Source organism: Amycolatopsis sp. NPDC051716 (assembly GCF_040681595.1).
GTDB lineage: Bacteria > Actinomycetota > Actinomycetes > Mycobacteriales > Pseudonocardiaceae > Amycolatopsis.
In genome coordinates, this window is sequence record NZ_JBFAZA010000032.1 from 19,336 (window position 1) to 32,476 (window position 13,141).

At 71.4% G+C, this 13,141-nt stretch carries 12 protein-coding genes; 6 read left to right on the forward strand and 6 right to left on the reverse strand.

Features of this window, described 5'->3' with window-relative positions:
- Positions 1 to 30: 30 nt before the first annotated feature.
- Positions 31 to 1,743 carry an L-arabinonate dehydratase gene (gene araD / locus AB0M30_RS34620; RefSeq protein ID WP_364592716.1) on the reverse strand — a complete coding sequence of 571 codons (1,713 nt, stop codon included), beginning with the start codon at positions 1,741 to 1,743 and terminating at the stop codon, positions 31 to 33.
- 75 nt (positions 1,744 to 1,818) lie between these two features.
- On the opposite strand from araD, the gene AB0M30_RS34625 reads away from it, so the two are divergent.
- From AB0M30_RS34625 to AB0M30_RS34635, 3 genes are read left to right on the forward strand one after another with little or no spacing between them, the layout of a single operon-like run.
- Complete coding sequence (locus AB0M30_RS34625; RefSeq protein WP_103337590.1) at positions 1,819 to 2,472, forward strand: GntR family transcriptional regulator; 654 nt, start codon at positions 1,819 to 1,821, stop codon at positions 2,470 to 2,472.
- A complete protein-coding gene (locus AB0M30_RS34630; RefSeq protein WP_364592719.1) occupies positions 2,469 to 2,972 on the forward strand; it encodes a YfcE family phosphodiesterase in 504 nt (167 codons plus the stop codon). The genes AB0M30_RS34625 and AB0M30_RS34630 overlap by 4 nt, the downstream gene beginning before the upstream one ends.
- 9 nt (positions 2,973 to 2,981) lie before the next feature.
- Positions 2,982 to 3,968: a PHP domain-containing protein gene (locus AB0M30_RS34635; RefSeq protein ID WP_364592722.1), complete on the forward strand. Its 987-nt coding sequence runs from the start codon at positions 2,982 to 2,984 to the stop codon at positions 3,966 to 3,968.
- A gap of 12 nt (positions 3,969 to 3,980) precedes the next feature.
- On the opposite strand, the gene AB0M30_RS34640 is transcribed toward AB0M30_RS34635, so the two are convergent.
- The gene (locus AB0M30_RS34640; RefSeq protein WP_364592725.1) at positions 3,981 to 4,826 is read right to left on the reverse strand and encodes a chitosanase; all 846 of its coding nucleotides are present in this window, start codon (positions 4,824 to 4,826) and stop codon (positions 3,981 to 3,983) included.
- A 173-nt stretch (positions 4,827 to 4,999) separates the two neighbouring features.
- Positions 5,000 to 5,590: a TetR/AcrR family transcriptional regulator gene (locus AB0M30_RS34645; protein WP_364592728.1), complete on the reverse strand. Its 591-nt coding sequence runs from the start codon at positions 5,588 to 5,590 to the stop codon at positions 5,000 to 5,002.
- A gap of 66 nt (positions 5,591 to 5,656) precedes the next feature.
- On the opposite strand from AB0M30_RS34645, the gene AB0M30_RS34650 reads away from it, so the two are divergent.
- Positions 5,657 to 7,135, forward strand: coding sequence for an NAD(P)/FAD-dependent oxidoreductase (locus AB0M30_RS34650; protein WP_364592731.1), 1,479 nt, complete (start codon positions 5,657 to 5,659; stop codon positions 7,133 to 7,135).
- Here AB0M30_RS34650 and AB0M30_RS34655 read toward each other — a convergent pair.
- From AB0M30_RS34655 to AB0M30_RS34665, 3 genes are all read right to left on the reverse strand, one after another.
- Positions 7,108 to 8,007, reverse strand: a complete 900-nt coding sequence (locus AB0M30_RS34655) for a hypothetical protein (RefSeq protein WP_364592734.1) — start codon at positions 8,005 to 8,007, stop codon at positions 7,108 to 7,110. The two genes, AB0M30_RS34650 and AB0M30_RS34655, sit on opposite strands and share 28 nt — an antisense overlap.
- A 76-nt stretch (positions 8,008 to 8,083) precedes the next feature.
- Positions 8,084 to 10,165, reverse strand: a complete 2,082-nt coding sequence (locus AB0M30_RS34660; protein ID WP_364592737.1) for a M4 family metallopeptidase — start codon at positions 10,163 to 10,165, stop codon at positions 8,084 to 8,086.
- A 150-nt stretch (positions 10,166 to 10,315) separates the two neighbouring features.
- Positions 10,316 to 11,494 carry a saccharopine dehydrogenase NADP-binding domain-containing protein gene (locus tag AB0M30_RS34665; protein ID WP_364592739.1) on the reverse strand — a complete coding sequence of 393 codons (1,179 nt, stop codon included), beginning with the start codon at positions 11,492 to 11,494 and terminating at the stop codon, positions 10,316 to 10,318.
- A gap of 112 nt (positions 11,495 to 11,606) precedes the next feature.
- Between AB0M30_RS34665 and AB0M30_RS34670 the strand changes: the two genes are divergently transcribed.
- Both AB0M30_RS34670 and AB0M30_RS34675 read left to right on the forward strand, forming a co-directional pair.
- Positions 11,607 to 12,770 (forward strand): lactate 2-monooxygenase, encoded by a 1,164-nt coding sequence (locus AB0M30_RS34670; RefSeq protein ID WP_364592742.1) that lies wholly within the window; start codon positions 11,607 to 11,609, stop codon positions 12,768 to 12,770.
- 118 nt (positions 12,771 to 12,888) lie between these two features.
- Entirely contained in the window at positions 12,889 to 13,137 is a 249-nt protein-coding gene (locus tag AB0M30_RS34675; protein ID WP_360174771.1) for a hypothetical protein, read from the forward strand.
- Positions 13,138 to 13,141 lie beyond the last annotated feature (4 nt).

A 13,141-nucleotide genomic window follows, 5' to 3' on the forward strand; every position in this document is an offset into this window, starting at 1 on the left:
AACGGGGGATGAAACGGTCACGGATCAGCGTCAGCGCGCGTCCGGCTCCGGATTGTGGCCCGCCCGGGCGAGGAAATCGAAGTCGCAGCCTTCGTCCGCCTGCGTGATGTGTTCGCTGTAGAGCGCGCCGTAACCGCGTTCGAACCGGGGCGCCGGCGCGGTCCACCCGGCACGCCGCCGCTCGAGTTCCTCATCGGACACCTCGAGCCGCAGCGTCCGCGAAGGAACGTCCAAGGTGATCAGGTCGCCGTCGCGGACCAGGGCCAGCGGGCCGCCGACGTGCGACTCGGGGGCCACGTGCAGGACGCAGGCGCCGTAGCTCGTCCCGCTCATCCGCGCGTCGGAGATCCGGACCATGTCCCGGACGCCCCGTTCGAGCAGGTGCGCGGGAATCGGCAGCATCCCGTACTCGGGCATGCCGGGGCCGCCGAGCGGGCCGGAGCCGCGCAGCACCAGCACCGAGTCCGCGGTGATCGACGGGTCGTCGATCCGCTTCTTCAGGTCGGGGTAGTCCTCGAACACCACGGCCGGCCCGGTGTGCGTCAGCAGGTGCTTCTCGGCCGCGATGTGCTTGATGACCGCGCCCGACGGCGCCAGGTTCCCGTGCAGCACGGCGACCCCGCCTTCGGCGGCGACCGGGTTGTCCCGGGGCCGGATGACGTCGTCGTTGTGCACCTGCGCGTGCGCGAGGTTCTCGCCGAGGGTGCGGCCGGTGACGGTGAGCCGGTCCGGGTGCAGCAGGTCGGTCAGCCGCGACAGCAGCCCGGGCAGGCCGCCGGCGTAGTAGAAGTCCTCCATCAGCCAGTCGCCGCCGGGCCGGATGTTCGCCAGCACCGGCACGCGCCGGGCGATCGCGTCGAAGTCCGCGAGCGAGACCGGGATCCCGCTGCGCCCGGCCATCGCGATCAGGTGGATCACGGCGTTGGTCGAGCCGCCGAGCGCGAGCACGGTGGTGATGGCGTCGGCGTACGCGCGCTTGTCCAGCACCTGGGTGATGGCCAGGTCTTCCCACACCATTCCGACGATCCGGGCGCCACTCGCGGCGGCCATCCGGTGGTGCGCCGAATCGACGGCGGGGATCGACGCGGCGCCCGGCAGGGTCACGCCGAGCACCTCGGCGGCCGAGGTCATCGTCGAGGCCGTCCCCATCGTCATGCAGTGCCCCGGTGAGCGGGCCAGCCCGCGCTCCAATTCGGACATCTCGGCGTCGCCGATCAGCCCGGCGCGCTTGTCGTCCCAGTACTTCCACATGTCGGTGCCGCTGCCGAGGACCTCGTTGCGCCAGTGCCCGCGCAGCATCGGCCCGGCCGGGACGAAGATGGCCGGCAGCCCCGCGCTGGCCGCACCCATCAGCAGCGCCGGGGTGGTCTTGTCGCAGCCGCCCATCAGGACGGCGCCGTCGATCGGGTAGGACCGGAGGATCTCCTCGGTCTCCATGGCGAGCAGGTTGCGGTAGAGCATCGGGGTCGGCTTCTGGTAGGTCTCCGACAGCGTCGCGACGGGGAACTCCAGCGGGAAGCCGCCGGCCTGCCAGACACCCCGCTTGACCTGCTCGGCGCGTTCGCGCAGGTGCATGTGGCAGGGGTTGATGTCCGACCAGGTGTTGAGGATGCCGATGACCGGTTTGCCGAGGTGCTCTTCCGGGTTGTAGCCGAGCTGGCGGCTGCGGGCGCGGTGGCTGAAGTTGCGCAGTTCGTCGCCGCCGAACCACCGGTGGCTGCGGAGTTCCTCGGGTTGCTTCATGCGATCCAGTATGGCATCTGATATACGATCAGGGACCCTGGTTGAATTGGGGTTCACAGATCGAGGGAGCGCGCCATGACCGGGACGTTCAGCCTGCCCGCCTCCCGGACCGAAGTGGTCCTGGAGGAGATCCGCCGCGGCATCCTGACCCGGGAACTCGTCCCCGGTCAACCGCTGGTCGAGGCGGAGCTGGCCGCACGGCTCGGCGTGTCGAAGACGCCGGTGCGCGAGGCGCTCAAGGTGCTGTCCAACTCCGGGCTGGTGACGTTCAGCCCGTACAAGGGCGCGTCGGTGATCACGGTCGACGCCGAGCTCGCGAAATCCGTCTACGACGTGCGGATGGTGCTCGAACCCGAGGCCGTCCGGCGGACCGTCGGGCGACACGACCCCGAGCTGCTGGAAGACGCGGCGGAAGCGCTGAAGGAGGCGTCGACGGCGATCGCGGACAAGGACCAGGCCGCGCTGAGCCTGCTGAACCGCCGCTTCCACCGCGCCCTCTACCGCGGCTGCGGCAACCCGCTGCTGGTCAGCATCCTCGACGACCTCAAGGACCGCGCGGCGCTGATCAGCGTCGTCGGCTGGGAGGCCAACCCCAGCTGGAAGAAGGAGTGGACCGAGCACCGGGCGGTGCTGGCCGCGGCGAAGAAGGGGGACGCCGAGGGTGCGGCCGCCCTGCTGCGCGACCACATCGGCGGGTTCCTCGAACGGGTCCTGAAGGCCATCGGATGAGGCTGCTGCTCATCTCGGACACCCACCTGCCGGCCCGCGCCCGCGAGCTGCCGCCGCAGGTGTGGGCCGAGGTGGCGGCCGCCGACGTCGTCGTGCACGCGGGCGACTGGGTCGACGTCGCCCTGCTGGACGAGCTCGAGGAGCGCAGCAAGCGGCTGATCGGCGTGTACGGCAACAACGACGGCCCGGCGCTGCGGGCGCGGCTGCCCGAGATCGCCCGGGCGGAACTCGGCGGCGTCCGCTTGGCGGTGATCCACGAGACCGGCGCGAAGCAGGGCCGCGAGCAGCGGTGCGACGCCCAGTTCCCGGACACCGACGTGCTGGTCTTCGGGCACAGCCACATCCCGTGGGACACGGTGGCGCCGTCCGGGCTGCGCCTGCTCAACCCGGGGTCGCCGACGGACCGCCGCCGCCAGCCGTACTGCACGTACCAGACCTGCCGCGTCGAAAACGGGGCGCTGACCGGCGTCGAGCTGCATCAACTGCCCCGGAGGGGGTAGACAGGTCCCATGGATCCGGCATGGGCGTTGCGGGAGATCGCGTTCCAGCTCGAACGCGCGGGGGAACCGACCTACCGCGTCCGGGCGTTCCGGAACGCCGCGGCGACGGTCGACAAGACCGGCACCGAGAAGCTGGCGCAGATGGCGGAGAACGGCACGCTGACGTCGTTGCCGGGGATCGGCAAGGCCACCGCCGGCGTCATCGAGGACGCGCTGGCCGGCCGTGACCCGGCCTACCGGGGGAAGCTCGTCGAGAAGGAGCTGCCGGACGGCGAGCCGCTGCGCTCGGCGTTGCGCGGCGACTGCCACACCCACTCGGACTGGTCGGACGGCGGCAGTTCGATCGGCGAGATGGCGGTGGCGGGCCGGGACGTCGGTCACGAGTGGATGGTGCTGACCGACCACTCGCCGCGGCTGACCGTGGCGAACGGGCTGTCCCCGGACCGGCTCCGGACGCAGATGCAGATCGTGGCGAAGGCCAACGAGCTGATGGCGCCGTTCCGCCTGCTGCACGGCATCGAGGTCGACATCCTCGACGACGGTTCGCTCGACCAGGAGGAAGAACTGCTGGGGGAGCTGGACTTCGTGGTGGCGAGCGTGCACTCGAAGCTGCGGATGCCCGCGCGGGACATGACCCGCCGGATGGTGGCGGCGGTCCGCAACCCGCACGTGCGGGTGCTGGGCCACTGCACGGGCCGGCTGGTGGTCGGCCGCGGGCGCCCGGAGTCGGAGTTCGACGCCGAAGCCGTATTCACGGCGTGCCGGGAGAACGGGGTGGCGGTGGAGATCAATTCCCGGCCGGAGCGCCTGGACCCGCCGATGCGGTTGCTGCGCCTGGCCGCGGAAATCGGCTGCGACTTCACCATCGACAGCGACGCGCACGCGCCGGGCCAGCTGGATTGGCTGGGCTACGGCTGCGAGCGCGCGATCAAGGCGGGAATCGGGCCGGAGCGCATCCTGAACACCCGCACAGCGGACGCGCTCCTGACCCGATAACCCGGCCCAAGCTCAGTTGATCGTGTACGAGTCGCCGTACACCTTCCACTTCAGCGGGGTGTGCAGGTCGAAGTTGCCCTCGCTGAGGAACTTCGCCTGCTCGGTGTCCACACGCGAGGTGTCGGAGTGCGCGTCCTCCTGCTTCATGATCACCTTGCGGGCGGCGAAGAACGCCTTGAGGTACGTCGCCTCGTCGCCGCCCTGGGCCGGGGTCTTCGCCTTCTTCATCGCGGCCTTGCGGATGCCGCCGAAGCTGTCGGAGCTGTCGCCGGGGCCGTGCATCACGATGGCGTCGTAGTAGGCGAACTGGCCGAGGTTGCTCAGGCCGTCCGACTTGCCCTGGTTCACCGACGGGTTGAAGTAGACGCGGTCGCGCTCGTTGTTCTGCGCGGTCTGGAACGCCGTCGTCGCCGCGGCCTGCTTCCACGCGCTTTCGAACGCCGAGCCGAGCCCGGCGTGCGAGTCCGTGCCGTTCACCTTGCGCAGCGCCGGAAGGTACTTCGCCAGCGGGTTGTTCGGGACGGAATTCGTGTACGCCTCGACGAGTTCCAGCATGTCGCCGGTGCCCGAACAGAAGCCGATGATGCCCGCGGTGTAGCCGCGGCCGTCGCCGATGTCTTCGATGTACTTGTACTGCGCCTTCCAGTCCAGCGACGAGTTCTCCGCGCTGGACACCAGCTTCATCGCGATTTCCTTCTTGGCCGGGGCCGAGAGGTCACCGGTGGCGAGCACGGACGCGCTGGTCGCCGCCAGTGGCGCGGGTGCGGCGGAGGAGAGGGCCGGCGTGGTGATCACGAGGGCGGCGACGGAGGCCGCGCCGAGCGTGCCGACGAGGACCGGCCGCAACTTCTTGCTCATGGGGAGGGGACCCTTCCGCGGGATGCGCCGTGGGAGTACGGCGGTTACGGGTGTGTGGGTGGAGCTGCGGCGTAACGACACGGTAGCGAAGGGTCAGCGGGCTCCACAAGAGGCGGAATTCGTTCATGTTCGTGAACGGTCCAGACCACTTCGGCAAGGTCCGCAAAGGACGGTCAGCGCACCCCGGCGAAGAGGCGGATGACGTCCGGCAGCACGGTCACCGGGATCGTCGGGTCGATCGCGCGCTGGACGCCGAGCCCGATGCCCAGGCTGAGCAACGCCGTCGCGGCGTCGTCGGCCGACATCGGGAGGGTGATCCCGAACCGCTCGGCGTACCCGGTGAGCAGGCCGGCGATGGTGTCGCGGATGGCCTTGTCCCGCGCGGCCAGCTCGGCGCGCACGTGCGGGTCGCGCCGCGCGTTCGTGGCGAATTCGACTTCCAGCGCGGTCCAGGCCTCGTCGCCGATGCTGCGCTCGGCCCAGGTCTGGAACGCCGCCAGCAGCCCTTCCACCCCTTCGACCCCGGCCAGCGCCTCGGCGATCAGGGCGACCTGCTCGTCGTGGATCCGGTCGAGCACGGTGAGGCAAAGCTCGTCCTTGTTGCGGAAGTTCGAGTACACCGCGCCCTTCGAATACCCGGCCTCGTCGGCGACCTTCTCCAGCGACGTCACCGAGTAGCCGTCGCGCAGGAAGAGCAGCTTGGCCGTCTCGACCAGCTGCTCGCGGGTGCGCGCCTGGCTTTCCGCGCGGGTGAGTCGGGCCATGGTGGCACTCTAGCGAACCTCGGAATTGGGGTACCGATGGTTTTCGGATACTGCTAGTCTCCGAAAATGGAACAACGCGACTTCGCGGTCCTCGTCGTCGGTGCCGGGGCATCGGGCCTGGGCGCCGCCATCCGCCTTTCCCAGGCCGGCGTCGGCGACCTCGCCGTGCTGGAGAAGGCCGGCGCGCTCGGCGGGACGTGGCGCGACAACACCTACCCCGGCTGCGCCTGCGACGTCCCGTCCGCGCTGTACTCCTACTCCTTCGCGCCCAATCCGGAGTGGACGCGCGCGTTCGCCGGCCAGGCCGAGATCCGGGCCTACCTGCAGGACACGGCCGCGCGCTTCGGCGTCACGGAGAAGATCCGCTACGGCGTCGAGGTGACGCGCGCGCAGTGGAACGATCGCGACGCGCGCTGGGAGCTGGAGACGTCACAGGGTCCGTACACCGCGCGGATCCTGGTCGCCGGCACCGGTCCCTGGCACGAACCGCTGATCCCGGAGCTGCCGGGCCTCGCCGGGTTCCCCGGCGAGGTCTTCCACTCCGCGCGCTGGAACCACGGCTACGACCTGACGGGCAAGCGGGTCGCGGTGATCGGCACCGGCGCGTCCGCGGTCCAGTTCGTCCCGGAGATCGTACCCCGGGTGGGGCGGCTGCACCTGTTCCAGCGCACTGCGCAGTGGGTCCTGCCGAAGCCGGACCACCCCGTCCCGGCGGTCGAGCGGTTCCTCCTGCGGCGGTTCCCGGCCCTCCAGCGGGCTCTGCGCGCCGCCGAGTACGGCCTGATGGAGACGCTCGGCTTCGGCTTCCGGCACCCGTGGCTGCTGCGGCAGGTGCAGAAGATCGGGCTCGCGCACCTGCGCCGGTCCGTGCGGGATCCCATGCTACGCAAGGCCCTCACGCCGGACTACACGCTCGGCTGCAAGCGCCTGCTCATGTCGAACACGTACTACCGCGCGCTGACGCAGTCCACTGTGGACGTCCACCCGACCGCGGTGCGGTCCATTGCCGGCAGCCGCGTTTTCGGCGCGGACGGTTCGGTCGCCGAGGTCGACGCGATCATCTTCGGCACCGGCTTCCACATCCTCGACATGCCGGTGTCTTCGCGGGTGTTCGACGCCGACGGCCGGAGCCTGGACGACCACTGGAAGGGCAGCCCGCAGGCGTACGCGGGGACGACGGTGGCCGGGTTCCCGAACCTGTACCTGCTGCTGGGCCCGAGTCTCGGCACCGGGCATTCCTCGGCGTTCACGATCGTCGAGGCCCAGCTGCGGCACACGGTGGCGGCGGTGACCCGGACGCTGCGGTCGGCGGGGACGTCGCTGTCGGTCCGCCCGGCGGTGCAAGCGGCGTTCAACGCGGACGTCCAGGCGGCCCTGCCGGGCACGGTCTACCAGTCCGGCGGCTGCACCAGCTACTACACCGATGTCAACGGGCGCAACAGCTTCAGCTGGCCGTTCTCCACCGGGCGGCTGCGGTCGCGGGTGGGTTCGTTCGACGAGCGGGACTACGAGCTCGGTCAGTCCCACTCCCAGCACATCCCGTAAACCCCCGGCCGGGCGTCCAGCACCGCGATGTGGCTGGTGCCGCTCGGCCCCACCGGCAGTTCCGGCCGCGCCGCCGCCTTGCCGGCGTACCGGTAGCACCGCACCGGCACCGCCGCCGGGTCGAAGCACGCCTGCAGCACGATCTGCCGGGCCGGTGCGCGCACGCCGAACTGCAGGTAGCTCGTCTCCGGCGGGGTCCCGTCGTAGGCGAACTCGAAGTCGAACACGTACGTTTCGCCCGCCCGCAGCGGGTAGTCGAACCGCAGTTCCACGGCCAGCAGTTCGGACTCCGCGTCCCGGCGGACCCGGCCCGGGCGGCAGCAGTGCGCCGAGCGCAGCACCGGCTGGTGGCCGCCGCCGGTCTGGGGCCGGAAGAACGACACCCACCGGTCGACGCCGTCCGTGCGGCTGGTCACCACCAGTTCCGTGTGGACCGACCGCTCGGTTCGGTCCGGGCCCAGGACCGCCCGCTGGTGCACCGACACCAGCGCCAGCCGGGCGTTGCCGTCAAGGTCGATGCCTTCGCAGGCGGCCAGGTCCGCCGGCTCGCCGCCGAGCGCGCTGGCCAGGCTGACCCCGCCCGGCCACGGCTCCGTGCGGCGCACCCGCGGCCGCGCCACCAGGCTGGTCAGCGCGTCCGCCGGCAGGCCGAGGCAGCTTTCGGCGACGCCGACCGCGTGCAGCGAACGGTGGCCCTCCGGGTGACGGCGGCCCCGGCGCCAGTAGCTGAGCGTGGCCAGGCTGACCTGGGCGCCCCGGATCGCCATCCGTCGCTGCAGGGCCTCCAGGCTCAGGCCGCGCTGCCGGATCGCCAGGTCGAAGGCCTCGGCGAACGGGACCGACGCGGCGACTTCCGCGGAAAACGCCTCCATCCGCGTAAGCATGAATACCGGACGCGGCCGGCGCAACGAGGGCCTGCCACCAAAGTAGGTGGCAGGCCCCGCCGGGTCAGCTCAACGTGAGCCCGGTGTCGTCGACGGCGAAGGACGTCTGCAGTGACTGGTCCTCCGTCCCGGCGAACTTCAGCGTCACCGTCTGGCCCGCGTAAGCGGACAGGTCGAGTGTCTTCTGGACGTAGGCCGAGTTGCGGTCGAGGTTCGAGTACGTCGCCAGCGTCGTCGAACCGGCCGATACGACCAGCTTGTCGTAGGCGACGTTCTCGGTCTCCGCCGTCCACACGCGCAGCCAGAACGTCAGGCTCGCCTTGCAGCCGGCAGGGATGGTGACCGGCTGCGTGAGCGTGTCCGTGTGCGCCGAGCCCCAGCCGCCGAGCCAGGAGTCGTAGGTGCCCGAGCGCGCCGGCGCCTGGCTGCCCCACTGGCCGATGGTGGTGTTCGGGTCGGACCAGGACGCCTGGCCGGATTCGAAGCCCGGGTTCTGCACCAGCTGCCCGCTGCACCCGCCCGGAGGCGTGGTGGACGTCGGCGGCGTGGTCGGTGTGGTCGTCGGCGTCCCCGTGCACGTCGGGTCGCCGGACTGCGCCGGGACGCTCACCGCGTTCCACGCCGCCTTCACGGCGTCGAACTCGGCGCAGCTGCCCGGGTAGAGGTTCTTCGCCGCCTGCAGCGTCCACGTCCGGTAACGCAGGTAGCTGCTGCCGGAGGTCTTCAGCTGCACGGCGCCGTGCATGATGTTGATCGCCTTGCGGATGCCGATCCCGGTCACCGTGCTGCCGTTGCACGTCGAACTCGTGGGCTGCCCGTTCGCCGGGTTGCTGCCCTCGGCGAGCAGGTAGAACCAGTGGTCGCCGGGCCCGGCCGCCTTGTGCACCTCCGCGTTCGGCGTCGAGGTGGAGTAGCAGCTCGGGTCGCCGACCTTCGACGGGTCGTACATGTACCGGATCGCGCCGGTGCCGACCAGGTTGACCTCCTCGCCGATCGCGTAGTCCGGCGGGTCGTACTGGGACGGCTCGTTCGCGTAGAACTCCGTCGCCGTGCCGAACGTGTCCGCGATGAACTCCTGCGTGCCGCCGCCGGAGAACCCGCCGGACCCGGAGTAGTCGTCGACGCCGTGGCCCATTTCGTGGCCGAGGATGTCCAGCGAACCGACCCATTCACCGCTCGGGTTGTGGCCGAGGTTCACGTACGCCGGGCGCGAGTTGTAGTAGTAGGCGTTTTCGTCGTCGAGCCCGACGCGGATCTTCCACGCACCGCCGTCGCCGGTGAAGCCGTTGCGACCCGCCCATTCCGAGAGCATCTTCTTCTCGGTCTGGGCGACGAAGAGCGCGTCCGCGCAGCCGGTTTCGATGTTCGTCCCGGTGCCGTTGCCCCAGCTGTCGTCCGGTCCGGTCAGGACGGAGTCGCTGCTGTAGTTGCGGCAGTCGAGGTTCGGCGTGTTCGGGTCGGCCATCGCATACGTGCTGCCGGACTTCGTCGTGTTCAGCGGCAGCGGCGCCGGGCCGTTCCACTTGCCCGTGCCGGTACCCGCGGCGAGGTGCTGGACGGTCCGCAGCACGTGCCCGTCCACGGCGTCGACGTAGACGCTCAGGCTGCTCGGCTCGCCGTGGGAGTCGGTGCCTTCGACGTTGCTCTCGTAGGCGAGCCGCCCGGCGCCGTCGGCGACCACGACGAGCCGGCCGCCCGGCAGGCTCCTCGGGCCGCTGACCTCCTTGCGCGCCACGGCGTCCGCCTGCGCCGCCGACAGCTTCGCGCCGTGGACGTCGAGGTCGCCGAGCGCCTGCTGCTGCGCGACGGAGGTGGTCTTCACCGTGCCGGCGGCGTCGGTGGCGATGACCAGGTCGCCGCCGATCACCGGCAGGCCGTCGTAGGTGCGGTCGTAGACGACGTAGGACAGCCCGGCCGCCGACCGGACGGCCCGCTGGACGAACCGGTCGTGCTTCCCGGCGTGGAGGGCGGCGGGCCGGGCGCCGACCAGGTTCGCGGCGGCATCGGTGGCGTTGGCCTGGGCCTGCGCGGCGGACGGCGGGGGCTCGGGGGCGGGCCGGGCGGGTGCGGCGACGGCGACGCCGACCACCACCATGCCCGCCGCCGTCGCCCCGCCGAGCGCGGCGAACCGTTGGGGCAATCTCATGACGCTCCTTGGGAAAACGCGATGGGGGAAGGGAGAACCCGATCGACGCTAACCGCGGCCTCGGAGCGGCAGAAGTTCCATCACAGCAGCGGAATTTCACGCTGCCGCACTGTGAAAACGTGAAAAGCCTCGTGAGTGGTAAGGCGGGTTCTAACCCGCTTTACCACTCACGAGGGTGGTGAAGCGGATGCCCGCCTTGGTGAGCCGGTCCACGAGCGCCCCGCCCATCGCGGTCGCCGTGGTCACCTGGCCCGCCGTCTCCGGGAGGTCGTCGGTCGCCAGGCACAGGGCCGACTCCGCCAGCATCTTCGCCGTCTCGTCGTAGCCCGGGTCGCCGCCCGACACTTCCGTCACCACCCGCGTGCCGCCGCCTTCGCCGAGGAACCGCACCGAAAACCACGACCGCGCGCGCCGCTCGGGGCTCGGCCCGTTGCCCGGCGCCAGCAGCCGCGACAGCGCCCGCCGGGCCGGCGGCACCTGCGCCGCGGCGAGCAGGGCGCCCGCCCCGGCCACGCCGCCGGCCAGCACCGGCAGGTGCTTCACCGCGGCGAAGTGCCGGTACGTGAAGTCGGGCCCGTAGCGCTCGGACGCGGCCGCCGACCGGCGGACGACGTCGGGGTCGATCGTCGGCAGCGGCACCGCCCACCAGCCCGGGTCGGCGACCCGGTGTGGGCGTCCCAGCGGGGCGCGGGCGAACCGCCCGGCGGGCCGGGGTTCGGCGGCCGCGCGTTCCTTCGCGACGCGGGCGCCGGCGGGCAGGCGGGACATGATGGTCAGCGCGCTGAGGAACGTGCCACCCGAGGGCATCCCGCCGGCCCGGACGTAGCCGTCGACCGTCAGCGGCACGCCTTCGGGCAGCTGCTGCACGGTGAACCACGCGCCGAGGTCGTGCGGGATCGAGTCGAACCCGCAGGCGTGCACCAGCCGCGCGCCGGTCTCGCGGGCGCGCCGGTCGTGCGCCAGGTACATCCGGTCGACGAACTCGGGTTCGCCGGTCAGGTCGACGTAGTCGGTGCCCGCTTCGGCGCACGCCGCCACCAGCGGTTCGCCGTGCGTCAGGTACGGGCCGACGGTCGTGATCACCACTTTCGTGGCCTCCGCGACGGCCACCAGGGAAGCGCGGTCGCCGGAGTCGGCGACGAGCAGGTCGAGCGCGCCGAACCGGTCGTCGAGCTTCGCCAGCCGCGTCCGGACCGCCTCGAGCTTGCCGCGGTTGCGCCCGGCCAGCGCCCAGCGCAGGTCCGCCGGCGCGTGCCGGGCCAGGTACTCGGCGGTCAGGCCGCCGGTGAACCCGGTGGCGCCGAACAGGACCACGTCGTACGCGCGCATGGCAGCTCCTTCGAAGGGACGTCGGCGGGGCTCAGGTTACCCGCCGGTCAGTTCCCGGCGCCGGGTGAACTACCGGCGAGTACAGTGCCCCCTCGAACGCGAGGAGGCAACGGTGACCGAACGCTTCGGCAGCTACCAGAACGAGATCTACCTGCAGGGACTCGGTGGGCAGCTGCCGCCGTGCTCGACCGACGCGACGAAGCTCGAAGCGTCGGCCCGCGAGGTCATGGCGCCCGGGCCGTTCTCCTACGTCGCGGGCGCGGCCGGCTCCGGCGCGACCGCCCGCGCCAACCGCGAGGCGTTCGACCGCTGGCGCGTGGTGCCCCGGATGCTGACCGGCGCCACCGACCGGGACCTGGCCACGACGGTGCTCGGCAGCCGGCTGCCGGCGCCGGTGGCCGTCGCCCCGGTCGGCGTCCAGTCGATCGTCCACCCGGACGCCGAGTCCGCGACCGCCCGCGCCGCCGCGTCGGTCGGGCTGCCGTTCATCCTGTCCACGGCGTCCTCGACCGGCATCGAAGACGTCGCGGCGGCCAACGGCGACGGCCCGCGGTGGTTCCAGCTGTACTGGCCGGGCGACAACGACGTCTGCGCGAGCCTGCTGACGCGGGCGAAGAACGCCGGCTACACCGCGCTGGTCGTCACCCTCGACACGTGGACGCTGGCCTGGCGACCGTCCGATCTGGACCAGGCGTACCTGCCGTTCCTGAAGGGCGAGGGCTGCGCGGTCCCGTTCACCGACCCGGTGTTCCGCGGCCTGCTGGAGAAGACGCCGGAAGACGACCCGAACATGGCGATCCTGCGCTGGATCGGCATGCTCACCGGCACCGACCGGACGTGGGACCAGCTGCCGTTCCTGCGCGAGCACTGGGACGGCCCGATCGTGCTCAAGGGCATCCAGCACGTCGCCGACGCGCGCCGCGCGGCCGAGGCCGGCGTGGACGGCATCGTGGTGTCGAACCACGGCGGCCGCCAGGTCGACGGCGCGATCGGTGCCCTGGAGGCCCTCCCGGGCATCGTCGCGGCGGTCGGCGACCGGATGGAGGTGCTGTTCGACTCGGGCATCCGCACCGGCTCCGACGTCCTCAAGGCGCTGGCGCTGGGCGCGCGGGCGGTCCTGGTCGGCCGCCCGTGGGTGTACGGCCTGGCCCACGCGGGCGAGGACGGCGTGCGCCACGTCCTGCGCAGCCTGCTGGCGGACTTCGACCTGACCATGGGGTTGTCCGGTCACCGCACCCTCGCCGACCTGGGCCCGGACTCGCTGCAGCGGACCTGAGGTAACAAATCGGGAACTCCGGCGACAGCGTGCGCCAGGATCGCTACGGTTCTGCCTCACCACGGCCGCTCGGGGACGGACCGGTGGTTCCATCGTTCCTTTCTCCAGGGGGTTTCCCATGTCTTCGATCATGATGCGGATCGGCGTCCTGTGTGCCGTGCTCGGCTTCGGCACCCTTGTTCTCGAGCAGTTCGACTACGAGTTCCGGATCCTGTCCTGGGCCACTGACATGCAGCCGGTGTTCGGCATCGTCCTCGGCGTGGCCGGCCTCGCGCTGATCGGTGGCTCGGTGGCGTTGAACCGCGCCAAGAGCGCGGAGCAGCAGGCGCCGGTCCAGCCGCCGCAGCAGCCCGGCCAGCCCGGCTGACGTG